This window comes from Vreelandella indica (assembly GCF_037070225.1).
In the GTDB taxonomy this organism is placed as follows: Bacteria; Pseudomonadota; Gammaproteobacteria; order Pseudomonadales; family Halomonadaceae; genus Vreelandella; species Vreelandella arctica.
On the sequence record NZ_JBANSO010000008.1, the window covers coordinates 119,131 to 141,836 of the forward strand.

A 22,706-nucleotide genomic window follows, 5' to 3' on the forward strand; every position below is an offset into this window, starting at 1 on the left:
ATAGGTGAATGATGACGCAACACCTCAAGGCGGCCTCAGGGCCGCCTTTCTCATCCATAGCCCAGACGCCCCAATTGCGCCCCTATCAACAGGAAGCGGTAAAACGGGTGGTCGTTCATTTTCGTGCTTCCAGTGAGCCGGCGTTGGTGGTGCTGCCTACCGGCAGCGGTAAATCCTTGGTCATTGCTGAGTTAGCGCGCCTGGCGCGGGGGCGAGTGTTAGTGCTGGCCCACGTACGCGAGCTGGTGGAGCAGAACCATGCCAAGTATCAGGCGTATGGGCTTGAGGCCGATATTTTTAGCGCGGGCTTAAAGCGTAAAGAGGCGAGTCGGCAAGTGGTCTTTGGCTCGGTTCAGTCGGTGGTACGCAACTTAGATCGCTTTAATGACGCTAATTTTACCTTGCTGGTCATTGATGAGAGTCACCGCGTATCGCTTAACGAGGATGCAAGCTACCGCCAAGTGATTGAGCATCTGCGGGCCCAAAACCCACAGCTTAAAATTCTCGGGCTCACCGCGACGCCGTATCGGTTAGGGCAGGGTTTTATCTATTATCGCCATCACCACGGCATGGTGCGGGGCAGTGAAGAGAGTTTTTTTCGCGACTGTGTCTTTGAGCAGCCGCTGCGGCTGATGGTGAAACAGGGCTATCTGGCGGCTCCCAAGCGCCTGGATATGGCCATTGAGGGCTATGGTTTCTCAGCCCTCAAGCCCTCTTCAAGCGGTTTTTTTCAGGAGGAGGAACTCAATCGCGTGGTGGCGGGTAGCCGGGCAACGCCGGGTATTATCGGACAAATCGTCGAACGCGCGGCTGATCGCCAGGGGATAATGATCTTTGCCGCCACGGTGGCCCATGCCGAAGAAATTATCGGCTATTTGCCGCGAGCCGAAGCGGCGCTTATCACCGGCGCGACCCCCTCCCAGGAGCGCACAGCGCTAATTGATGCCTTCAAAGCACGGGAGCTGAAGTATCTGGTTAACGTCGCGGTGCTGACCACTGGTTTCGATGCTCCCCACGTGGATCTGATCGCTATTTTACGCCCCACTGAGTCGGTTAGCCTTTATCAACAAATGGTGGGCAGAGGACTGCGTTTATCGCCGGGTAAGAGTGACTGCCTGATTCTGGACTATGCCGGTAACCCCTGGGATATCTTCGCGCCGGAAGTGGGTGAGCCGAAGCCTAATAGCGACAGCGAGCCGGTGCAGGTCGAGTGTCCCGCCTGCGGCCACGCCAATCTATACTGGGGCAAGCGAGATGGTGACATCGTCATCGAGCACTTTGGCCGCCGGTGCCAGGGGCTAATGGAAGATGATGAGGGTAAGCGCCATCAGTGTGACTTTCGGTTTCGCTTTAAAGTTTGCGATGAGTGCGGTGCCGAAAATGATATCGCTGCCCGGGGCTGCCATGGCTGCGACAAGCTATTGGTGGACGCAGATGACAAGCTAAAAGATGCCCTAAAGCTGAAAGATGCCAAAGTATTGCGAGTAGGCGGTATGCAACTGGAAGCGACGACCAATGGTCGTGGCCTGCCGCGTTTGAAAGTGACTTACCACGATGAAGATGGCACCCAGCTCTCCGAGTGGTTCGCACTGGAAACGCCTGCTCAACGGCGTGCCTTTTATGCCGCATTTCTGCGCTATCACCTGCGCGCACCAGGCGGTAAATGGCAGCCGCTAAGCGCTGATGAGGTCGTTGCCGAGCAGCGCCGCCTGCGACATCCTGATTTTGTCGTAGGCCGTAAAGTGGGCCGCCATTTCCAAATCCGCGACAAGCTGTTTGATTACGAAGGACGCTATCGTAAAGCGGTGGAGGCAGGGTGATGCGCTTTCATTACCTGCGACTTGGGCGTCGCCAAGGGTGTCGACTTTGCTAAACTGTGCGATTGTGTTGATCCCCTTTTACCAGGAGAGCCGACCCGCGTGAGCGAGACGCCAAGCGATACGACTGAGCTAGAGAATCCTGACGCTGCGACCACTGACCCAGTGGCGGTTTCGTTTGGGCGCCTGTTCAATGAGCAGATAACGGAAATGCCGGAGGATTTGTATATTCCTCCCGAGGCACTACGCGTCTTTCTGGAGACTTTTGAAGGCCCGCTGGATTTACTGCTCTACCTGATTCGGCGTCAGAACCTGGATATCCTGACCATCAATGTGGCCACTATCACCCACCAGTACATCGAATACGTGGAACTGATGAAGGCCATGGAGATTGAGTTAGCGGGTGAATACTTGCTGATGGCCGCTATGCTCGCTGAGATCAAGTCGCGCACCTTGTTACCCCGCCCGCCGAAGGCCGAGGGCGACGATGAGGAGGATCCTCGCGCAGAGCTTATCCGACGCCTCCAGGAGTACGAACGCCTCAAAGAGGCAGCCGAGACACTGGATACGCTACCGCGCATGGGGCGTGACTGGTTCAGCGTGCAGGCGGGCTTGCCTCCACTGGAATCTCGTGTGATTCACCCTGAGGTGGAATTGGATGAATTGCTCAGCGCGCTTTCGGATATTCTCAAGCGCGCTGAGCTGGTGCAAGCCCACCAGATCAGTCGCGAGGTGCTATCTACCCGCGAGCGCATGCTCAAGATTATGGAGTTACTCAGCTACGATGATGCGCATCATCGCTATACCCCCTTTGAAGCGCTGTTCACCTTAGAAGAAGGGCGGCCTGGCGTGGTGGTCACGTTTATGGCGATTTTAGAACTGGCCAAAGAAGCCATGATTGAAATTGTTCAGAATGCACCGCTTTCGCCGATCCACGTACGTGCTCGGCGTGCCGCCCTTGCCGACGATGAGGAGGGCGCTTTTGAGGCGAGCGAGATAGAAGACGATGCCTATGGTGAGTCCGCCTTTGAATCTGGAGAAGAGACGCCATGAATAGTGCCGCCAACGCGTTAGATGACATTATTGAAGCGGCGCTCCTGGCCGCTGGCGAACCGTTACCCCTTGAACGTCTAGAAATGCTTTTTCTTGAAGGCGAATGCCCGACTCGCAAGGAGTTTCGCGATGTCCTTGAGCGCTTGCAGTTGCGACATTCAGCTGGGGCGCTAGAGTTGTTGGAAACGGTCTCAGGCTATCAGCTACGCATTCGCCCGCGTCTGTCGCAGTGGGTGTCGCGGTTATGGGACGAGCGCCCCCAGCGCTATTCACGGGCCTTGCTGGAAACGCTGGCGCTGATCGCCTACCGCCAGCCGGTTACTCGTGGCGATATCGAAGAGGTGCGTGGGGTCAGTGTAAGCAGTTCAATCATGCGTACCCTGGCGGAGCGCGGTTGGATTCGGGTAGTGGGCCACCGGGATGTGCCGGGGCGCCCGGCGGTATATGCCACCACGCGGAGTTTTTTAGATGACTTTGGATTAAAAACGCTCGATGCGCTGCCGCCGATGCACACCCTGGCGAACTGGGACGAGAGCGAAATACCTGAAGACACAGGGATGACTAATAATGCTGCTATCCAGGAAGAACAAGACACCGGTTCAGACCACGAAGCACTAGACGAAACGATCAAAACGGTGCAGGATGCGCCACCCCAGAAAGAAGACATAACGTCGGCTGAAACAGCCGATACGCACGCCGAGACGGCGTTAACCCAGCCGCTAAGCTTTGCCGATTTACAGGCACGGTTGGCGGCACGTGCGCAGCGCGCGAACGAAGAAGAGCGCGAGCGCACGCAGACTACCGATGTGAGGTCAGACGACCATGAGTCAGAGTGATAGCACCACGCCCCCTACCAGCGAAAAGCTGCAAAAAGTCCTGGCCCGCGCAGGCCTTGGCTCACGGCGTGAGATGGAAACGGCAATTTCCGATGGCCGTGTAAAGGTGAATAGCCAGGTGGCCAAGCTGGGTGACCGTGTTGAAGCGCGGGATAAAGTCAGCTTTGATGATCGCCCGGTATCGCTGCGCCCTGAAGAGGAAGTGCCGCGTCGAGTGATTATGTACAACAAGCCGGAAGGCGAGTTGTGCACACGCAAAGACCCGGAAGGTCGGCGCACCGTATTTGAACGCTTGCCGCGCTTGAAAGGCGAGCGCTGGATTGCGATTGGTCGCCTGGATATTAACACCAGCGGTTTGCTGCTGTTTACCACGGATGGCGAGTTGGCCAACCGCTTGATGCATCCCTCTACCCAGGTGGAACGTGAGTATGCCGTTCGCGTAATGGGTGAAGTGAAGCGCGAGCATATCCTGGCGATGGTCGATGGCGTTATGCTGGAAGACGGCCCGGCTCGCTTCACGGATGTGCAGGAGTTTGGCGGCGAAGGCATCAATACCTGGTTCCACGTGGTAATTTTGGAAGGTCGTAACCGCGAAGTGCGGCGCCTTTGGGAGTCGCAAGCCCTCACGGTGAGTCGCCTGAAACGCGTGCGTTACGGCAACATCTTCCTCGATAAGCGCGCTAAAGCCGGTGAATGGGTTGAACTTAACCAGGATGAGGTGGATGACTTAGCGACATTGGCTAACTTAGAAACCCGTAAAGTGCCTGCGTTGACGCCCGATGAAAAGAACCGCTGGAACCGCGATAAGCACAAGCGTAAGCCGGTTCAAGCGATGCGTAAACCGAAAAGCAAAGCCCGTTAACAAAGCCCGCTAAGTAGATAAGTGAACGTGCCTGAACCGGTCTGTATTGTTCAATCAGGCACGTTGTATGGTTCATTTCTGTTATCCGAGACTAAAAAACACTTGCTATCAAAAGGGTGTAAGCGTAGGATATGCATCCGTTCAGGCGGGTCGTTAGCTCAGTTGGTAGAGCAGTTGACTTTTAATCAATTGGTCGCAGGTTCGAATCCTGCACGACCCACCATCAAAGCCGTTGTTTTTACGATATGTTTGAACAACAAGTGGCGTCGGGTGGTTGTGAACGAAGACAGTATGATGATGTAGCAGCGCAAATTTGGGTCGTTAGCTCAGTTGGTAGAGCAGTTGACTTTTAATCAATTGGTCGCAGGTTCGAATCCTGCACGACCCACCAAATTCAACGCCCCTGGCAGCATAGCTGCCAGGGGCGTTTTGCTATGCGGGTGAAAAGCACTTTTGGGTAATGCCTCTACGTGACAATCTGTTTGCAGCGGGCAGCTATTTCCAATCAGAATGGGCTAGAATAGATATTCAGACGATAGGCCACCGCGAGAGACGTAGCGGCCCATCGCACGCGAGCGGTGCGGGAATAGAGCGAAACGCGCCTGTGCCGTGACCCAGTGTTTAGCAGGGGGATTCCCTGTTCGTCACAGTGGTAGACACGATGACTATTATGACTACTCAAGCCGAGCTCAGTGCTCCGTTGCCCGTTGCGTACTGTCCGACCCGGATTCCGGCGGAAGATTTGGCAAGGGTCGAAGAAATCAAGCAGCTATTGAAAGCTCATAACGCTGTTTTGGTCGCGCATTATTACACCGATGATGCTATTCAGCAGCTCGCCGAAGAGACCGGCGGCTGCGTTGCCGATTCGCTAGAAATGGCACGCTTTGGTGCCCGTCACGACGCCACCACGCTGGTAGTTGCCGGGGTTCGCTTTATGGGCGAAACCGCCAAGATACTGTCGCCGGAAAAGCGCGTGCTCATGCCCACCCTTGAAGCGACCTGTTCACTGGATATTGGCTGCCCTGCCGATGAATTCAGCGCTTTTTGTGATGCGCACCCTGATCGCACCGTGGTGGTGTATGCCAACACCTCCGCGGCGGTTAAGGCGCGAGCGGATTGGGTGGTGACTTCATCGATTGCGGTAGAGGTGATTGAGCACCTGCAGGCCAAAGGCGAGAAGATTCTCTGGGCGCCTGATAAGCATTTGGGCGGCTACATCCAGAAGAAAACCGGCGCCGATATGTTGATGTGGGACGGCGCCTGTATCGTCCATGAAGAGTTCAAGGCCAAAGGCGTTGAAGACCTTAAGCGAATCTATCCCGATGCAGCGGTACTGGTGCATCCCGAGTCGCCCGAGCCGGTGGTGAAACTGGCCGACGTGGCCGGTTCCACTTCGCAGTTGATCAAGGCCGCTAAAGAGCTACCTAACGATAAGCTGATTGTGGCGACGGACCGAGGCATCTTTTTCAAGATGCAGCAGGTGGTGCCCCATAAAACCCTGTTTGAAGCGCCCACCGCAGGTAACGGCGCTACCTGTCGCAGCTGCGCGCACTGCCCCTGGATGGCCATGAACGCGCTGGATAACCTGGCGGGTGCATTGCGCGAGGGAAGTGGTGAGATTCAGGTCGATGAGTCGATGCGTTTGAAGGCCTTGATGCCCCTGGAGCGGATGCTTAATTTTAACGCCTAGCGAGAAAAGATTAACCGAATGTCATTGCGTATAGGGACTCCTCCCCGGTTGCAAGCGACGATGATGGAAAAACATAAGCCGATGCGTGCGTATAGTCGGTCTCTTAATGGGGACGCTATCCCCTGACCCTGATGAACGTCGCGCACCTTCTCTCCTCAACGAACGATAGGCTTTTTCAGCCATCGCAATGATCAGGTTTCGAGAAGGCCGGTCTGACCTGTTTTTCATCGATCCTTGCTCAGCAACAAGGTAGCCGCCTGTCGGCGCTTAGGCGCTGATGGTGCCGCTTAGCTCACTATCAGCGCTGAACCATCGTTAAACTCTCTACAATAGGACTGACCGCTGTGCAGAACCGCCCAGGCGGTTCGTACTGTCTTGTTCGCTAACGCAACAGCCGCTTTGTTCTTGCCAACGCGAGCGACCAGGGATCGTAGCCAACGACTTTTAGCATCCTGTTTGTCACCCACGGTGTTGATGGCCGAGTGTGCGCCACGTATCAGGGCGGCTTTTAGTGAGACTTGACCCGTTCGGCCAATGCCCTTGATGCTTGCGGTACCACCACTGCTGTGTTGCTTCGGCGTTAACCCCAGATAGGCTGACGCTTGGCGACCTTTCTTGAACGCGTCGCCTTTCCCGAGGGCGCTATAGAGCTGCGTGGCGACCACCGGCCCCACACCCTCTATCGCCAGGAGTTCGCGACAAGGCACTGTGGTGCGGCTCATCAGCTCCACCCGCTTATCCAGTGACTGAATACGTTCGTTGAGCCGATCCAGCTCTGCCATTTGTTCAGCGATTAAGTCACGCATCAGCATTGAGAGTTCGTTGTCGGCATCTTCTAACACGCGCCAAACACGTTGCTTTAATGCCTTCTGACCACGACCGCTGATAATCCCGTACTCCTGTAATAGCCCATGAACTTGATTGATCAACTGGGTGCGCTGATGAATGTACCTTTCCCGAATGCGGTGCAGGCTCTGAATATCCTGCTGCTCTACGCTTTTGAGTGGTACGAAGCGCATGTCCGGACGACATCCGGCTTCTACAATAGCGAGGGCGTCATTGGCATCGGTCTTGTGCCCTTTGCGAAAAGGCGTCACAAACTGGGGCGAAATGAGGGCAACGGTATGGCCGAGGGCCTGCAGTTGTCGCGCCCAATAATGCGATCCACCGCACGCTTCCATGAACACCTGACAGGCCGGTTGGCGGCGCATAAAATCCAAGACCTGATGCCGTTTAAGCTCTTTGTTGACCTGAACACGCGAGGAGCGGGTGTCGACAACACACACTTGAAAAACACGCTTTGCCAGATCAATACCGATTATCTTATGCTTGTTCATGACTCTTCCCCTCCGCATTGAAGTGGTTCAACTATCAATGTAGCTCTCTGAAGCTTCGAGAGGGGAGGAGTCCCTTTCATTGAACGAAGTGAAGCAATCTTAGGGTTATTGCAACCGCTGGTTAAGATTGCCGCGTCGCTGCGCTCCTCGCAATGACATGGGTTTAGTTGACCTAGATTTAGTTGAAATCTTCCAGCGCTTCGCGATACTCAATAAAGGCCTCGCGGCGCTGTTCAATCCTGGCTACTACCTGCTGATCATCTTCACGTTCCGCCGCATCGCGAGCGATGGAGAGCTGGCGAATGCCGCGGTCTACTCGGCCCGTCAATTGCAGGTGCTCAGCGCGGGCCAAATGTCCCCAGCCATCATGCCCACTGCGTCCGGCGGCTTCAGCTAATAGATTGAAGACTTGTGGATTTTCTGGGTGCTGATCGGCCATGTCCCGTAACACGTTATAAGCCGATTGAGGATCACGCTGTAGCTGTGCTTCGGCCAATATCAGTTGAGCCGGTAGGTAGTTAGGCATAAAGCGCAGCAATCGCTGGCTGCGCTGGATGGCCTCATCGTACTGACCGGCCTCTAAGGCGACGCTCGCGGCAGAGGCGGGGAGCATGGCAAAGTCAGGCTGCTGATTGGCAAGTTGATCAAGGCGTTGTAAGGCATTATCAGTCTGGCCGTTACGGGCAGCGATCAAGGCGTCCAGATAGCCCTGGGCAGTCTCGTCAGCGCCTTCTTGGGCAAGGCGCGAAGCCGCTTGCTCAGGCGTGTTGGCATAAATGCTCAACAGGGCGCGGGCGCGCATCATGTCGTAAAGGGTGTCGCTGGTATAGGCATCGGCGACATTGAGCTGGGCAGCGCGATCCTGGGCAGCGGTTAAGCGGCTATCGGTGACCGGGTGGCTAAGCAGGAACTCCGGCGGTGTATCGCCCTGCAGACGGGCCATGCGCTGCATAGCGGCGAACATGCGCACCATGGCCTCTGGGTCGTAGCCCGCGTCGGCCATCGCCTGGAGGCCTAGGTTGTCGGCTTCTTGTTCAAATAAACGTGAATAGCTGAGCTGATCCTGTATGAGCGCTGCCTGGGAGCCCATGGCGGCCGCCATGCCCGCGTCACCACCGCCACTCGCAGCAATTAACATGCCGGCTAGCATGGCCGCCATGGCGGGCAGTTGGGTTTGTGATGCCCGTGCGCTTCCCCGTGCATAGTGGCGTTGAGAGAGATGGCCCAACTCATGCGCCAGTACCGAAACGAAGGCACCTTCATCTTCGGCAAAGGCGAACAGCCCTGAATTGATGCCTACCACCCCGCCAGGCACGGCAAAGGCGTTAAGCGATTCGTTATCCACCATCACGGTAATAGTGCGTAGACCATTAATCTTGCTATGGGGGGCGAGCCGGGCAATCAGGCTTTCCAGGTAGTCGCTGGTAATAGGATCTTGCCACTGGGGGGCTTGAGCACGAAACTGTCGTAACCACGCGCGGCCCAGGCGGTACTCTTCATTGCTGACCGAGGTAGACGCCGCCCCCAGGCTCGGCAGGTCGTAATCGTTGATGGCAACGCTTGGGGGGCTAAAAAGTAAACTGCCACAGGCGCAAGCGAACGCACATATCCAGCCTGGGTAAGCGGTACGAAAGGTCGGCATGGCATCCTCATGGGTGATGGTTAAACGCTACAGTCAGGGTATGACATCGATTAATACTATGACATTGATAAAGACGGGGAAGTGCCGTTAAATCGACGACCTAGTGAAATCAATCGCTAACAAGACAGTTTATGCGGCGGCGTCTATTACACAATGTCTATGCAGCAACATTTACAAATCTATGCCGTGAATAGGCAGGTCATTTTGAGGGAGAGTGTATGTCTGAGCAAACCGGGGGCTTTCAACCCGATACGGTGCTTGACGCTTGTGGGCTGCATTGCCCATTGCCACTACTGAAAGCTAAGCAAGCCTTAGCTACCTTGGCAGCAGGTCAGTTGCTGGAGGTGCGTTCAACGGACGCCGGTTCGTGGCGGGATATCGCGTCGTTTACCGATCAAAGTGCGCATACCCTGGAAGGCCGTGAACAGCGTGACGATGTTTATGTGTACTGGATTCGTAAAGCCGGGGATGGTCACTCATGACCCTGCGTACGATTTTAAAAAGCTGGGTTGAGCGCTACTTCTCCGACGAAGAGGCGCTGATTCTGCTGGTAGTATTGGTGGCAGGTTTTGCGGCGATCATTTGGTTTGGCCGTATGCTGGCACCGTTTTTCACTGCACTGGTAATTGCTTTTCTACTGCAAGGCGTGGTGAGCGCACTTACCCGCCGTGGGTTGCCGCATTTGCTGGCGGTGATCATGGTATTCCTGGCGTTTATTAGTGTCTTGTTAACCCTGGCGTTTATTTTAATGCCGCTGATTTGGAATCAGTTAGTGGGGTTGGTACAAGAAACACCGAGGATGTTCGCCAGTGGTCAAGGCTGGCTGGATGAGCTGCAAGCGCGCTACCCCAACATTATTACGCCGGACCAGATGCAGAACTGGATAGGCGTGGCGAGCCGCGAGATCAGCCAGTTAGGGCAGCGTGCCTTAACGCTTTCGCTGGCATCGCTAGGCAACATTATGTCGCTGATTATCTATCTGGTACTGGTGCCGATTCTGGTCTTCTTCATGCTCAAGGATCGCGACGTATTGGTTGGCTTTATGCTTTCACTGCTGCCCCAAAAACGCACGCTGTTATCGCGTATTTGGCGTGAGATGGATGATCAAATTGCCAACTATATCCGCGGCAAGTTCATTGAAATCATTATCGTAGGCACCGTAACGTTCTTTACCTTTGCCTTCTTTGGATTGCCTTATACCGCGTTGTTAGCCGTTCTGGTGGGGTTTTCTGTATTGGTGCCGTATATCGGGGCGGCGGTGGCAACACTGCCGGTGGCTGCGGTCGCTGGGTTTCACTTCGGGCTCAGCGAGGAGTTTGTGTATGTGCTAGTAGCTTATGGAGTGATTCAAGCGCTGGATGGCAACGTATTAGCCCCGGTATTATTTTCTGAAACTAACAATATCCATCCGGTTTCTATCATTGTGGCGGTGTTGTTCTTCGGCGGGATTTGGGGGTTCTGGGGTATTTTCTTTGCTATTCCATTAGCGACGCTGCTGAAAGCGCTGATCTACGCTTGGCCGCGTAGTATGCAGGAGCGAGAGGAGCGTCGTAGCTTGCAAGCCCCAGCAAAAGAGTAAGCGTAGCGCTTAAACACGGCCCGCGCTGGGTATCCTCAGCGCGGGCATAGGGGTTAACTGGCAGCGTTAAGTTGTTCAGCCGCGGCGAGTACCTCATCAACATGACCAGGCACCTTAACACCACGCCATTCGTTGGCGAGCTTGCCCTCTTTATCAATCAAGAAGGTGCTGCGCTCTATGCCGAGATGCTCCTTGCCGTACATTTTCTTGAGCTTGATAACGTCAAACAGCGTGCAGACGTTTTCGTCCTTGTCAGAGATAAGATCAAAATTAAAATCCTGTTTGGCTTTAAAGTTCTCCTGCGCACGTAGGCCGTCGCGAGAGACGCCGAGGATGACCGTATTGGCAGCATCGAAGGCGGATTTACGGTCGCGAAAGTCACCCCCCTCGGTGGTGCAGCCTGGGGTGCTGGCTTTGGGGTAGAAATAAATAACCACTTGTTTGCCGCGCAGCTCCGCCAGCGTCACGGTGGAATCACCAGTTGCAGTAGCGGAAAAGTCAGCAACGGGTTGACCAATTTCAACAGACATAAGGCGTCCTTTTGAGGGTGGGTGTTAAGATTAGTAGTCACGCGCGATTACACGTAAGCCAGGGGCAGTTGTCAAAGCTCAAATCAGGCCGGTGACAAACTTGCACCGCTTTACGCTGTACAGGCTCGAATCGCCTGAGTACCATTTGCTCTCTGTGGAACGCCAGCGCCTTATACAAAGTATCGCGATGGCGCCCAGTTTGCTAAAGACATAGCACGTAAAATACATAGCACTTAAAACACAGATAGTTGATATCACACTTTGGCTGGTGAGGAATAAACGGATGATCACAGGCAGCATTGTCGCCCTGGCGACGCCTATGAAGGTCAATGGCGACATCGACTGGGAGGCGCTTCGTCGTCTGGTGAACTTCCATCTCGAAAATGGCACCGATGGCATTGTGGCTGCTGGCACGACGGGCGAACCCACTACCATGTCCTTCGCGGAGCACTTTGACGTGATTCGCAGCGTTGTCGAAGAGGTCAATGGTCGTATTCCGGTTATCGCAGGGACTGGGGCTAACGCCACTTCTGAGGCGGTTGAGCTGGCGTGTTACGCCGGGGAAGTTGGGGCCGATTACTGCTTGTCAGTGTGCCCTTACTACAATAAGCCCACCCAGGAAGGCCTGTATCAGCACTTTAAAGCGGTCGCGGAAGGCAGCAAACTGCCGGTGATTCTGTATAACGTGCCGGGCCGTACCTGCTCTGACCTCTACAACGAGACCGTCTTACGCTTGGCCGATGTCGATAATATTATTGGTTTGAAAGACGCAACAGGGAACCTGGAGCGTGCGGAAGATCTAATCTCACGTCTAAAGGGCAGTGGCTTTATGCTCTACTCCGGCGACGATGCGACCGCCTGTGACTTTATGTTGATGGGTGGCCATGGCGATATCTCCGTGACGGCGAATGTTGCCCCACGGGCGATGCATGATCTGTGCACCGCTGCCGTGGCCGGTGATGCTGATAAAGCCCACCAGATTAATACCCGTCTGATGCCGCTACACACCAATTTGGGCATAGAGTCGAATCCTATTCCCGTGAAGTGGGCGCTTAATCGCATGGGTTATGCGGACGCAGGCCTTCGTTTACCGCTAACCTGGCTGTCTGAAAAGTACCACGCCACGGTGAGCGAAGCGCTGCAGATGGCAGGCGTCGTAGAGGAGTAACCTGGCGCAATACCCTTTGCTACCCAGCTCAGCGATAAGTTGAGCTGGGTACCTGATTTGTTGACTTAAGGTGGCTTGATGAGCTCTGTGCTTGAAATACGTGCGCTTAAATGGGTTCCGCTGGCACTCGCAGCGGCTGTCGCGCTCTCTGGTTGCGCACGGGATGGTTTTTACCACGACCGTAACCTGGACTACACCGAGGCTGCTCCGGCGCCTCCGTTGGTGTTGCCAGAGACCCGTAATCCCCAACGTTACCGCGATGCGCTGCCGGTTCCTCAAGCCGCCACCCAAGGGACACGGCTTGACGAAGCGGCAGAAATTCGTCCGCCCCAATCACTGGCTATTGGCAGTGGCTTAGAGCCTGAGTACGTTGAGCGCCGCGAAGTCGGTGATCAAACCTGGCTAGTGGTGGCCGCCGACACCGGTACGGTGTGGCCGCAGTTGGAAGAGTTTGTACGCAGCCGACAGCTGAATGTGCTGCAGAGCAGCGCGTCCCAGGGCGTTATCGTGACGTCCCAGGGGGAAATACGCCTGCAGAGTGCGCTGCGCGCAGGCAGTAGCGAAGTTCGCTGTGAAAGCGGTGGGCAAACCATGACTAGCTGTCTGGACGCACTGGAAAGCCATCTAAGTGCACGCAGCGCTTCTGCCAGCGTGTCATCTTCCTGGACCGCTCAGCGCCTTACCGATGAGCAAACGTTACAAGTTCGCCAGCAGGGTGAAGAGTGGGAAGTGGTTATTCCGCAGCCGGTGGACCGCGTATGGGCTGAACTGAACCACTACCTTGAACTGGATTTTGCTCAGGAAGGACAGCGCGACTTGCTTGCCTCTGACCCCAGTAGCCACGAGTTCCTGGTTGAATATATGACCGAAACCGAGCGCAATCGTAACCCGCTGCAAATGGTATTCAGCGCGGACGTACGCAAGATGTCCCAAGAGATCCGCCTTGCCCTACAGCCTGATGGCGACAAGACGATCCTGCGTGCCATCAACGCCAGCGAACGGGCATTCAGCGCCGATGATCAGCGCGAGCTGCTTGAGCGTGTCTCCGGTTATTTACGTTAATTTATTGACCCTTGATCCCTTACGGAGCCCCCATGGAAAAGCGCCAAGAACTCTACGCCGGTAAGGCGAAATCTGTGTATACCACCGACGATCCGGATTTGTTGGTGCTTAACTTTCGTGATGACACCAGCGCCTTCGATGGCAAAAAAGTGGAGTCGCTGGCCCGTAAGGGAATGGTCAATAACATCTTTAACGCCTTCATTATGGAGCGGCTGCAGGAAGCGGGCATTCCCACTCACTTTGAAAAACAGCTCTCCAGTACGGAGAGTCTGGTCAAAAAAATGCAGATGATCCCGGTGGAGTGCGTAGTGCGCAATATCGCCGCCGGTGGTTTGGTAAAACGGTTAGGTGTGGAAGAGGGTATTGCACTAACACCGCCTACCTTCGAGCTGTTCTTGAAGAACGACGAGAAGGGCGACCCGATGATTAACGAGTCGTTGGCGGAGACCTTCGGTTGGGCAACGCCCGAGCAGCTCGCCAAAATGAAAGCATTGACCTTCAAGGTTAACCATATCCTCAAAGCGCTGTTTGCCGAGGGCGATATGCTGCTGGTGGATTACAAGCTTGAGTTTGGTGTCTTCAAGGGTGAGGTGGTATTAGGGGATGAGTTCTCGCCGGATGGTTGCCGCCTTTGGGACGCTAACACCCGTGAAAAGCTGGATAAGGATCGCTTCCGCCAGGGGTTGGGCGGCGTGATTGAGGCGTATGAAGAAGTTGGTCGCCGCCTGGGTATTACCTTTCCCGCTTAAAACGTCATCATTGTTTTATCGCTCGTCGTAAGGTTCGATAGCCATCACCTCTAAGGTGGTGGCTTCGCCTTGTTGACGCTGACGAAACTTAACGTCTACATCGCGCAGGCGTACCCCGTAAAGTCGTTTAGACGCTAACTCTTTTTGCTTATAGGCGGGCCGTGGGTCCTGGCTTAGTACTTGCTCAATTAATGCATGCAGCGTGGCGCTGTCTGAGCGTTGGGTGAGGGTGTCCAGTGCCGCTGGGTGAAACGACACCGCCAACAGTGACGGCGTCTGCGGCGCAAAACCAGCCTTTGCATCAGGCTGAGATTCAGCCCAGGGCAAGTAGGGTTTGATATCAACCACCGGCGTGCCGCTCACTAAGTCGCAGCCCTGTAACGCCAAAACGACGCCTTGCTGAGTGTCGATACCGACTAGCCTTACCAGTGATAGCCCCAGACGATTAGGGCGATGGGTGCTACGGCTGGCAAAAACGCCCACTTTTTTATTACCGCCCAACCGTGGCGGCCTCACCAGCGGCGACCAGCGTTGCGGGCTTTGATGAAATATAAAGCTTAACCACAGGTGGCTGAAGTCTTCTAAACCACGCACGGCGAGAGGGTCATTGTAGGGGGCGGCGAGCACAAGCTTGGCGTTAGCCGCGGGTGCGAGCCCTGGTTGGCGCGGAATGCCGAATTTGTCAGGGTAGTCGCTGACCATGTGGCCAATGGGCGATAGCGTAAAGTGCTCGCTGTTAGGGGCATCGTCCATCACACTGCCTTTTGCTAGGATTTATTGGCGTAGTATAAAACAGTATAAAGCAGCCGATGGCTTAAGCGTGACCCAATAGGGTGTGATCTAAAGCGGCGTGATCGAAGAGGTCTTGCTTGAATAGGCATTGACCAAATGTTAGCTGAACAGTGCAGAGGTGACGCATGAGTAATAGCGATGAGCAGCAAGCGCCAACGAGTGCGCGGGTTATGTATCGCGCGGCACTGGCACGCGATGCCGCCGATCAGGCAGAAGTGTTTTACCACGCCGTCATGCAAGGGGCTGCTACCCACTATACGCTGGATGAGCGGCGGGCATGGGCGCAAGCGCTACCCCGTGAAGGCAGTGCCTGGGCAGTGCGGCAAGCGCTGTATACCACGTTAATTGCTACCTGTGATGGACGCTGCGTGGGGTTTTTGGAAGTAGATTTAGATGCCGGGCGGATTGAAACGCTCTATGTCTGGCCTTCTCTTGCTGGTCGCGGCATTGGCACCACGCTACTGGTTCACGCTGAGCGTATGCTGCTCGAACAGGGCAAAGGCAAGGTGGAGATTGAGGCCAGTTCGATGCTTTACGAGCGTCTAATGCGCCGCGGCTGGGAAAACCACGGCGAGCAGTGGGTGGAGCGCAGTGGTGAATCGCTCAAGCGGTATCGACTTTCCAAGGCACTTAACGCCGTGGAAACGTAAGTCTAGCTACACATTATAGCTGCGGGTTATGCGCATCGATAGGTCGATTGAGGCGATATCCTTGGTTAGCGCACCGCTAGAGATACAGTCAACGCCGGTATCGGCGATTGCCCGTAGCGTAGCGTCGTCCACATTGCCTGATGCTTCCAGGGTGGCTCTGCCGCCGTTAATTTCTACCGCAACGTGCAGGTCTTCAATGGCGAAGTTGTCGAGCATAATAATATCGGCACCCGCTGCCAACGCCTGATCCAGCTCTTCAAAGGTTTCTACTTCCACTTCCACTGGGAGGTCACTGGCCAGCTTGCGTGCTTGTGCAACGGCTGCTTGAATGCCCCCACAGGCAGCAATGTGGTTCTCTTTGATCAAAAACGCGTCCCATAGACCAATGCGGTGGTTATGGCCGCCACCGCAGGTGACCGCATATTTTTGCGCCAAGCGCATGCCGGGTAGCGTTTTGCGGGTATCGAGCAGGCGCACGCCAGTACCTTCAATCAGGTCGACATAAGCACGGGTGGCGGTCGCAGTGGCAGACAGCGTTTGCAGCACGTTAAGCGCCGCACGCTCGCCGGTGAGCAGGATGCGGGCGGGGCCTTCCAGGGTTAAAAAACACTGGCCAGCCTCAAGTCTATCGCCATCAGCGGCGTGCCAGTTCAGGCTTACTCGGTTATCCAGGCGGCGAAAAAGCTCATCCACCCAAGGTGCACCGCACAGCACCGCGGCTTCACGGGTAATCACATCGGCGCTGGCCCACTGGTGTTCAGGGATCAATTGCGCGGTAATATCACCTGGGCCCACGTCTTCGGCTAGCAGACGAGCAGCGCTGGCGCGGATTTCTTCTGCAAGAGCGGATTGATAATGCATGGCAGTGAGTTCTCAGAACGTCGTCAAGTGTGACCAGTATTATAGTGAAAATGAGCAGTGAAAGAGAGCGCTAATATAGAGGAGAGCGTGCGCGTGGAAGAGAAACAACCGTTAAGTGGCTGGTGGGAAGGCGCTCGGCACGTGGTCTCACCCAACTGCGACGCTCGCCCAAGCGACGAAGTCTCGCTGCTGCTACTGCATGCGATCAGTCTGCCCCCAGGCGTGTTTAGCGGTAATGCCATTGAGGCGCTGTTTACCAATCGGCTGGTGGCAGATGAACATCCCTTTTTCACTGAAATAGCTCATCTGAGAGTCTCTGCGCACCTGCTAATACGTCGCGATGGAGAGTGCGTTCAATTTGTTGATACGGATCAGCGCGCATGGCACGCCGGGCGCTCTTGCTGGTGGGATGCATATCAGCTAAAAAGGCGAACAGCGCTCAACGACTTCTCGGTAGGCATTGAGCTTGAAGGGGACGACATTACCCCCTACACCAAAGCCCAGTACAACGCCTTGGTAGAAGCAACGACTTGGCTAATCGCGCGCTATCCACAGCTTAATAGCCGCCGTATCACCAGCCATGCCCATGTCGCGCCGCTGCGCAAAACAGATCCAGGCCCAGCATTTGACTGGGTTTATTTCCAGCAGCGGTTAACGTCACAGGCTGAGAAGTAGGGGGGCGATTAGGTGTTTTAATAACTAAGTGCTTCAATAACAAAGCAATAAAACAGTAGTTTAATTACAATTGTTGGCTTATTTGATACTGAAGAATGAGGTCTTTAATTTGCTTATGTTGCAGTGCAATAGTTTGTTTTCGATAGGCTTTTCCGCCCCGACAGAATTGGCAGCGTGACGACTTTGCGGTATCTTCCCCTATACAAAAGGCTAACTTTTACGACATTTGTGTAGCTTTACTACATAAAACGGTACGTAGCTTGTTGAATGTAGAGCTAAAACCCCTATCCGGCGTTTATTCACCGGCTGAATGTTGGCGCGTGGTGGACTTCCACACCGCCGCCCCAGGCCCATTAGGGTAGCGGGGCTAATTGTCATTTATCGTCATTCGGAGAGACCTCTATGAGTCTGGAGACAAGAGAAGATCTCGATCCGATCGAAACTACGGAATGGATTGATTCCCTAGAGTCGGTATTGGATCGTGAGGGCGAAGATCGTGCCCGCTACCTGATGACCCGCCTGGCGGATCGCCTGCGCCGGGACGGCATGAAGGTGCCCTTCTCGGTGACAACCCCGCACCGTAATACGATCCCGGTTCACCGCGAAGCACCGATGCCTGGCGACCTGTTCATGGAGCGTCGTATTCGCTCCTTGATCCGTTATAACGCCATCGCACAGGTGATTCGTAACAACCGCGCCAAGCCGGGCCTGGGCGGGCACATTGCCAGCTTCATGTCGTCTGCCACGTTGTACGATGTAGGCTTTAACCACTTCTTTCGCGCGCCCCAAGGCGATTTTGCTGGTGACTTGGTGTATATCCAAGGGCATGTGGCGCCAGGCATTTACGCCCGTTCCTATTTGGAAGGACGCCTGAGCGAAGCGCAGATGGATAAGTTCCGTCAGGAAGTCGATGGCGATGGTCTCTCTTCCTACCCGCACCCGTGGTTGATGCCGGACTACTGGCAGTTCCCCACGGTGTCGATGGGCCTGGGCCCGATTCAAGCGATCTATCAAGCGCACGTGATGAAGTACCTGCATCACCGTGAGCTGAAAGATATGTATGACCGTAAGATCTGGTGTTTCATGGGCGACGGCGAGTGTGACGAGCCGGAATCCTTGGGCGCCATTTCACTGGCGGGCCGTGAAAACCTCGACAATCTGATCTTCGTCATCAACTGTAACCTGCAGCGCCTTGACGGCCCGGTACGCGGTAACTCGCGGGTGATGGACGAGTTCGAAGGCGTCTTCCGTGGCGCTGGCTGGAACGTGATCAAGGTCGTCTGGGGCCGCCACTGGGATCCGCTGTTCGAGAAGGACAAGAAAGGCATCCTTCAGAAGCGCATGGACGAAGCGGTCGACGGCGAGTACCAGAACTACAAAGCCAACGGCGGTGCTTATACTCGTGAGCACTTCTTTGGCAAATACCCAGAAACCGAAGCGATGGTCAAAGACCTCTCTGACGAAGATATCTGGAAGCTCAACCGCGGTGGCCACGATCCGTTCAAGGTTTATGCGGCCTACCACGAGGCGGTTAACACCTCTAACGGCAAGCCAACGGTTATTCTGGCCCATACCGTTAAAGGTTACGGCATGGGTAGCGGCGATGGTGAAGCGGCCAACGAAGCGCACCAGGTTAAGAGCATGGAGTACGAGGCGCTCAAGACCTTCCGCGATCGCTTTGGTATTCCGATCACCGATGAGCAGCTCAAAGACGTTCCCTACTACAAGCCGGAAGATGATTCTCCCGAGCTTAAGTACATGCACCTGCAGCGCGAGCGCCTGGGTGGTTACTTGCCCAGCCGTCAGAGCGACTTTGAGGCGCTGGAGATTCCCAGCCTCGAAGATAAAACCTTTGCCTCGCAAATGGGTGGTTCGAAAGGTCGTGAAGTCTCCACCACCATGGCGTTCGTGCGCGTACTGAATGGCCTGGTGAAAGATAAGACGCTTGGCAAAAAAGTGGTGCCGATTATCCCTGACGAGGCACGCACCTTCGGTATGGAAGGTATGTTCCGTCAGTTGGGTATCTACACCTCGGAAGGCCAGAAGTACGAGCCGGTGGATAAAGGCCAGATCATGTTCTACCGCGAGGATCAGAAAGGTCAGATCCTTGAAGAGGGTATTACCGAAGCTGGCGCCATGTCTGCCTGGATAGCTGCCGCGACCTCTTACAGCAACAACAACGTCACGCTGCTGCCGTTCTACATCTACTACTCGATGTTCGGCTTCCAGCGCATTGGCGATTTGGCCTGGGCAGCAGGCGATTTGCAGGCGCGCGGCTTTATGGTCGGCGGCACGGCGGGGCGCACCACGCTCAACGGCGAAGGTTTACAGCACCAGGATGGTCACAGCCTGATTCAGGCTTCCACCATTCCCAACTGCCGCAGCTATGACCCCACCTACGCTCATGAAGTGGCAGTGATTCTGCAGGATGGCTTGAAGCGCATGTTCACCGATAAGGAGAACTGCTTCTACTACCTGACGGTGATGAACGAGAACTACGAGCATCCTGCACTGGAGAACGTACCGGCCGACGATATCGTCAAGGGTATGTACCTGCTGCGCGAAACCAAGGGTGACAAAGGCCGCGTTCAACTGCTGGGTTCTGGCACGATTCTGCGCGAAGTCGAAGAAGCTGCCACCCTGCTTGAGAACGATTGGGGCATCGGCGCCGACATCTGGAGCGTGACCAGCTTTAACGAGCTGCGTCGTGAAGCGCTACAGCTTGACCGTGAAGCCTTCCTAAGCCCAGATGCGGAGGCCAATAAGCCTCACGTGACTAAGTGCCTGGAAGGGCGCGATGGCCCGGTGATCGCGTCAACTGATTATATGAAGCTGTATGCGGACCAAGTGCGCGCCTGGGTGCCGGGTGACTACACTGTACTGGGTACCGATGGCTTTGGCCGTTCAGATACCCGCGAGAAGCTTCGCTACTTCTTCGAAGTGGATCGCTACTTCGTCACTGTAGCCGCGCTGCGTGCGCTGGCTGATCGCGGTGAGATTGATCGCAAGCTTGTCGGCGAAGCGTTGAAGAAGTACGGCATTGACGCTAATAAGCCTAACCCGCTGACTAGCTAAACCGCTGCCCGGTGGGCGAATGCTCACCGGCTCGATCCGATTTGGAAGGAGCGCGACCTTGAGTAGCGAAATCATCAAAGTTCCCGATATCGGTGGCGATACCGATGTCGAAATCATCGAGATTGCGGTGTCAGAAGGCGACGTCATTGAAGCGGAAGACACCCTGATCACTCTGGAATCTGACAAAGCCAGCATGGATGTACCGGCCCCGAAAGGCGGCAAGGTACTTAAAGTGCTGGTCAAGGAAGGCGATAGCGTCTCCGAAGGTGACGATATCGTTGAGCTGGAAGTGGAAGGCGGCGGCGACAGCAGTAGCGAAGACGCTGAGCCAGAAGCAGCCCCAGCGAAAGAAGAAAAGCAAAAGCCCCAAGAAGAAAAGCCGCAGGCCGAGAAGCCTGCTGCCAAGAAATCAGCCGGTGGTAAGCAAACCGTTGATATCAAGGTGCCCGACTTGGGTGGCTCGGATAACGTTGAAATCATCGAAGTCGCGGTGAGTGAAGGCGATGAGGTTGAAGCCGAAGACACGCTGATTACCCTGGAGTCTGATAAAGCCTCCATGGACGTGCCCAGCCCTCATAGCGGCAAAATCGTCAGCTTCACTGTAAAAGAAGGCGACACAGTTTCTGAAGGCGATGTGATCGGCCAGATGGAGATTGCGGGCGAAGGCGGCGATGACGCAGAAGAAGCTTCTGATGATCAAGCCGCTAGCCAAGCCCGCAGCGAACCGGAAGAGCCCGCCGAAGAAGATGATCAGGAAGAAGCCGCTAGTGGCGAACCGGAGCGCAAAGAAATTCGCGTACCGGATATTTCTGGCGCCTCTGACGTACCGATTATCGAAATCGGCGTAGCGGTCGGTGACGAGATCAACGAAGAAGACCCGCTGATCACCTTAGAGTCCGATAAGGCCTCTATGGATGTGCCCAGCCCCTACAAAGGTAAGCTCCTTGAGCTAACCGTCAAAGAGGGCGACACCGTCTCGGAAGGCGATGTCATTGGCTACATCGAAGTGGCTGCCAGCGGCGGTGGCAAAAAAGCCGCGCCGAAAAAGGCGGCCCCTGAGAAAACGGCGCCCGAAAAGGCCCAGCAGAGCAAGGCTAGCGCCAAGCCTTCTGAGTCGCCAGCGGGCACCCCCAGCCCAGAAGCGCAGATGGCGGCCCACAAGCCGCGTGACGGCAAATTGGTTCACGCTGGCCCCGCCGTACGTATGCTGGCCCGTGAGCTGGGCGTCGACCTGGAACTGGTAAAGCCGAGCGGCCCGAAAGATCGTGTGCTTAAAGAGGACGTACAGTCCTACGTGAAGCAAGCCATTGCAAATCAAGGCAAAGCGCAGCCCGGCACAGCTGCGGCCTCCGGTGGTGCGGGTATTCCGCCTATTCCGGAAGTCGACTTCAGCCAGTTTGGTGAAGTGGAAGAGAAGCCGATGGGTCGCCTGCTCAAAATGGGCGCGACTAACCTGCATCGTAGCTGGCTCAATGTTCCCCACGTCACGCAATTCGACGAAGCGGACATTACCGAGCTGGAAGCTTTCCGTAAGGCGATGAAAGCCGAAGTGGAAGCCCAAGGCGCCAAGCTGACGCCGCTGCCGTTTATGGTCAAAGCCTGTGCGTTTGCGCTGCGTAAGTTTCCGCAGTTCAACGTCAGCCTGAAGGGCGATGGCGAAACGCTGGTATGGAAGAACTACGTCCATATCGGTATCGCGGTTGACACCCCCGATGGCCTGATGGTGCCGGTGGTGCGCGACGCCGATAAAAAATCCTTGGTGGAGATTGCCAAGGAAATGGCGGATCTGGGTAAGAAAGCACAAACCAAAAAGCTCAAGCGTGACGAGATGACCGGTGGCTGTTTCACTATTTCGAGCCTCGGCTCGATCGGTGGCACGGCGTTCACGCCAATCGTCAACGCGCCGGAAGTGGCTATTTTGGGTGTGTCTAAAGCGCAGATGAAGCCGGTATGGGATGGCAGTGCCTTCCAACCGCGCTTAATGATGCCGCTGTCACTCTCTTATGATCACCGTGCCATCAATGGCGCTGACGCAGCCCGCTTCACCGCCTTCCTGGCAGATGTGTTGACCGATATCCGTCGTTTACTGCTGTAATTGGTAGCGATAGAGTCTTAAAAGCGGCGCCCCTCGGGGCGCCGCTTGTGTTTGCTAAATGGTTAGCAGGGCGACCAAAGTGGTAGTTTTACGGCATTTGGCTGTTTTAATTTAAAAAAATTGAAATAAAAGCGGGTCTCTCAGGCTTTTGGGGAGTTGTGTCGCCTGAGAGGCGCGGTTATTGTCGGTTAACAGATTTTCCATACTCATTTTCATACTCATTCTTCATACTA

19 protein-coding genes and 2 tRNA genes are annotated in these 22,706 nt (G+C 55.2%); 16 read left to right on the forward strand and 5 right to left on the reverse strand.

Features of this window, described 5'->3' with window-relative positions; all coding sequences use genetic code 11:
• Window positions 1-8 precede the first annotated feature (8 nt).
• The 7 genes from radD to nadA all read left to right on the forward strand — a co-directional run bounded on the left by radD (window position 9) and on the right by nadA (window position 6,258).
• Window positions 9-1,820: a DNA repair helicase RadD gene (gene radD, locus V8L71_RS07545; RefSeq protein ID WP_336273682.1), complete on the forward strand. Its 1,812-nt coding sequence runs from the start codon at window positions 9-11 to the stop codon at window positions 1,818-1,820.
• Between the two features lie 99 nt (window positions 1,821-1,919).
• Complete coding sequence (locus tag V8L71_RS07550) at window positions 1,920-2,870, forward strand: segregation and condensation protein A (RefSeq protein ID WP_336273683.1); 951 nt, start codon at window positions 1,920-1,922, stop codon at window positions 2,868-2,870.
• Complete coding sequence (gene scpB / locus V8L71_RS07555; RefSeq protein WP_336273684.1) at window positions 2,867-3,706, forward strand: SMC-Scp complex subunit ScpB; 840 nt, start codon at window positions 2,867-2,869, stop codon at window positions 3,704-3,706. The genes V8L71_RS07550 and scpB overlap by 4 nt, the downstream gene beginning before the upstream one ends.
• Window positions 3,693-4,568 (forward strand): 23S rRNA pseudouridine(2605) synthase RluB, encoded by an 876-nt coding sequence (gene rluB / locus V8L71_RS07560; protein ID WP_008957531.1) that lies wholly within the window; start codon window positions 3,693-3,695, stop codon window positions 4,566-4,568. The genes scpB and rluB overlap by 14 nt, the downstream gene beginning before the upstream one ends.
• Window positions 4,569-4,715: 147 nt before the next feature.
• Window positions 4,716-4,791 (forward strand) — tRNA-Lys (locus tag V8L71_RS07565).
• Window positions 4,792-4,883: 92 nt separating this feature from the next.
• Window positions 4,884-4,959, forward strand: a tRNA-Lys gene (locus V8L71_RS07570).
• 270 nt (window positions 4,960-5,229) lie between these two features.
• The gene (gene nadA / locus V8L71_RS07575) at window positions 5,230-6,258 is read left to right on the forward strand and encodes a quinolinate synthase NadA (RefSeq protein ID WP_336273685.1); all 1,029 of its coding nucleotides are present in this window, start codon (window positions 5,230-5,232) and stop codon (window positions 6,256-6,258) included.
• 287 nt (window positions 6,259-6,545) lie between these two features.
• Here nadA and V8L71_RS07580 read toward each other — a convergent pair whose 3' ends face one another.
• Both V8L71_RS07580 and V8L71_RS07585 read right to left on the reverse strand, forming a co-directional pair.
• Window positions 6,546-7,595: an IS110 family RNA-guided transposase gene (locus V8L71_RS07580; protein ID WP_336273686.1), complete on the reverse strand. Its 1,050-nt coding sequence runs from the start codon at window positions 7,593-7,595 to the stop codon at window positions 6,546-6,548.
• Window positions 7,596-7,773: 178 nt separating this feature from the next.
• A complete protein-coding gene (locus V8L71_RS07585; RefSeq protein WP_336273687.1) occupies window positions 7,774-9,237 on the reverse strand; it encodes a M48 family metalloprotease in 1,464 nt (487 codons plus the stop codon).
• Window positions 9,238-9,455: 218 nt separating this feature from the next.
• On the opposite strand from V8L71_RS07585, the gene V8L71_RS07590 reads away from it, so the two are divergent.
• Together V8L71_RS07590 and V8L71_RS07595 are read left to right on the forward strand one after the other, a co-directional pair.
• Window positions 9,456-9,719, forward strand: coding sequence for a sulfurtransferase TusA family protein (locus V8L71_RS07590; protein WP_035562136.1), 264 nt, complete (start codon window positions 9,456-9,458; stop codon window positions 9,717-9,719).
• A complete protein-coding gene (locus V8L71_RS07595; RefSeq protein ID WP_008955947.1) occupies window positions 9,716-10,816 on the forward strand; it encodes an AI-2E family transporter in 1,101 nt (366 codons plus the stop codon). Before V8L71_RS07590 ends, V8L71_RS07595 begins: the two co-directional genes overlap by 4 nt.
• A 53-nt stretch (window positions 10,817-10,869) precedes the next feature.
• Here the strand turns inward: V8L71_RS07595 and V8L71_RS07600 are convergent, their stop codons facing one another.
• Window positions 10,870-11,346 (reverse strand): peroxiredoxin, encoded by a 477-nt coding sequence (locus tag V8L71_RS07600; protein ID WP_035562142.1) that lies wholly within the window; start codon window positions 11,344-11,346, stop codon window positions 10,870-10,872.
• A gap of 283 nt (window positions 11,347-11,629) precedes the next feature.
• On the opposite strand from V8L71_RS07600, the gene dapA reads away from it, so the two are divergent.
• The 3 genes from dapA (at window position 11,630) to purC (ending at window position 14,325) form a co-directional block, all read left to right on the forward strand.
• Window positions 11,630-12,514 carry a 4-hydroxy-tetrahydrodipicolinate synthase gene (dapA, locus tag V8L71_RS07605; RefSeq protein ID WP_035562146.1) on the forward strand — a complete coding sequence of 295 codons (885 nt, stop codon included), beginning with the start codon at window positions 11,630-11,632 and terminating at the stop codon, window positions 12,512-12,514.
• Between the two features lie 78 nt (window positions 12,515-12,592).
• Window positions 12,593-13,576, forward strand: a complete 984-nt coding sequence (locus V8L71_RS07610) for an outer membrane protein assembly factor BamC (RefSeq protein ID WP_101147551.1) — start codon at window positions 12,593-12,595, stop codon at window positions 13,574-13,576.
• Between the two features lie 32 nt (window positions 13,577-13,608).
• Complete coding sequence (purC, locus tag V8L71_RS07615) at window positions 13,609-14,325, forward strand: phosphoribosylaminoimidazolesuccinocarboxamide synthase (protein ID WP_035562154.1); 717 nt, start codon at window positions 13,609-13,611, stop codon at window positions 14,323-14,325.
• Between the two features lie 15 nt (window positions 14,326-14,340).
• On the opposite strand, the gene tsaA is transcribed toward purC, so the two are convergent.
• Window positions 14,341-15,078 carry a tRNA (N6-threonylcarbamoyladenosine(37)-N6)-methyltransferase TrmO gene (gene tsaA, locus V8L71_RS07620; RefSeq protein ID WP_035562158.1) on the reverse strand — a complete coding sequence of 246 codons (738 nt, stop codon included), beginning with the start codon at window positions 15,076-15,078 and terminating at the stop codon, window positions 14,341-14,343.
• 164 nt (window positions 15,079-15,242) lie between these two features.
• Here tsaA and V8L71_RS07625 point away from each other — a divergent pair, with 164 nt between their 5' ends.
• Window positions 15,243-15,767: a GNAT family N-acetyltransferase gene (locus V8L71_RS07625; protein WP_008955953.1), complete on the forward strand. Its 525-nt coding sequence runs from the start codon at window positions 15,243-15,245 to the stop codon at window positions 15,765-15,767.
• A 6-nt stretch (window positions 15,768-15,773) separates the two neighbouring features.
• On the opposite strand, the gene nadC is transcribed toward V8L71_RS07625, so the two are convergent.
• On the reverse strand, window positions 15,774-16,628 hold the full coding sequence (gene nadC / locus V8L71_RS07630; protein WP_035562164.1) for a carboxylating nicotinate-nucleotide diphosphorylase: 855 nt from the start codon (window positions 16,626-16,628) through the stop codon (window positions 15,774-15,776).
• Between the two features lie 93 nt (window positions 16,629-16,721).
• Between nadC and ampD the strand changes: the two genes are divergently transcribed.
• The 3 genes from ampD (at window position 16,722) to aceF (ending at window position 22,473) form a co-directional block, all read left to right on the forward strand.
• Entirely contained in the window at window positions 16,722-17,303 is a 582-nt protein-coding gene (gene ampD / locus V8L71_RS07635) for a 1,6-anhydro-N-acetylmuramyl-L-alanine amidase AmpD (protein ID WP_035562168.1), read from the forward strand.
• A 402-nt stretch (window positions 17,304-17,705) separates the two neighbouring features.
• A complete protein-coding gene (gene aceE / locus V8L71_RS07640) occupies window positions 17,706-20,378 on the forward strand; it encodes a pyruvate dehydrogenase (acetyl-transferring), homodimeric type (protein WP_101147550.1) in 2,673 nt (890 codons plus the stop codon).
• 58 nt (window positions 20,379-20,436) lie between these two features.
• A complete protein-coding gene (aceF, locus tag V8L71_RS07645) occupies window positions 20,437-22,473 on the forward strand; it encodes a pyruvate dehydrogenase complex dihydrolipoyllysine-residue acetyltransferase (protein WP_035562171.1) in 2,037 nt (678 codons plus the stop codon).
• Window positions 22,474-22,706: the final 233 nt, after the last annotated feature.

Bases quoted from the DNA above. Each gene is read 5' to 3' on its own strand.
- aceE (WP_101147550.1), top strand. From the start codon at position 17,706: ATGAGTCTGGAGACAAGAGAAGATCTCGATCCGATCGAAACTACGGAA.
- V8L71_RS07625 (WP_008955953.1), top strand. From the start codon at position 15,243: ATGAGTAATAGCGATGAGCAGCAAGCGCCAACGAGTGCGCGGGTTATG.
- V8L71_RS07590 (WP_035562136.1), top strand. From the start codon at position 9,456: ATGTCTGAGCAAACCGGGGGCTTTCAACCCGATACGGTGCTTGACGCT.
- nadA (WP_336273685.1), top strand. From the start codon at position 5,230: ATGACTATTATGACTACTCAAGCCGAGCTCAGTGCTCCGTTGCCCGTT.
- scpB (WP_336273684.1), top strand. From the start codon at position 2,867: ATGAATAGTGCCGCCAACGCGTTAGATGACATTATTGAAGCGGCGCTC.
- V8L71_RS07580 (WP_336273686.1), bottom strand. From the start codon at position 7,595: ATGAACAAGCATAAGATAATCGGTATTGATCTGGCAAAGCGTGTTTTT.
- rluB (WP_008957531.1), top strand. From the start codon at position 3,693: ATGAGTCAGAGTGATAGCACCACGCCCCCTACCAGCGAAAAGCTGCAA.
- V8L71_RS07600 (WP_035562142.1), bottom strand. From the start codon at position 11,346: ATGTCTGTTGAAATTGGTCAACCCGTTGCTGACTTTTCCGCTACTGCA.
- nadC (WP_035562164.1), bottom strand. From the start codon at position 16,628: ATGCATTATCAATCCGCTCTTGCAGAAGAAATCCGCGCCAGCGCTGCT.
- purC (WP_035562154.1), top strand. From the start codon at position 13,609: ATGGAAAAGCGCCAAGAACTCTACGCCGGTAAGGCGAAATCTGTGTAT.
- tsaA (WP_035562158.1), bottom strand. From the start codon at position 15,078: ATGGACGATGCCCCTAACAGCGAGCACTTTACGCTATCGCCCATTGGC.
- radD (WP_336273682.1), top strand. From the start codon at position 9: ATGATGACGCAACACCTCAAGGCGGCCTCAGGGCCGCCTTTCTCATCC.
- V8L71_RS07585 (WP_336273687.1), bottom strand. From the start codon at position 9,237: ATGCCGACCTTTCGTACCGCTTACCCAGGCTGGATATGTGCGTTCGCT.
- V8L71_RS07610 (WP_101147551.1), top strand. From the start codon at position 12,593: ATGAGCTCTGTGCTTGAAATACGTGCGCTTAAATGGGTTCCGCTGGCA.
- V8L71_RS07595 (WP_008955947.1), top strand. From the start codon at position 9,716: ATGACCCTGCGTACGATTTTAAAAAGCTGGGTTGAGCGCTACTTCTCC.
- dapA (WP_035562146.1), top strand. From the start codon at position 11,630: ATGATCACAGGCAGCATTGTCGCCCTGGCGACGCCTATGAAGGTCAAT.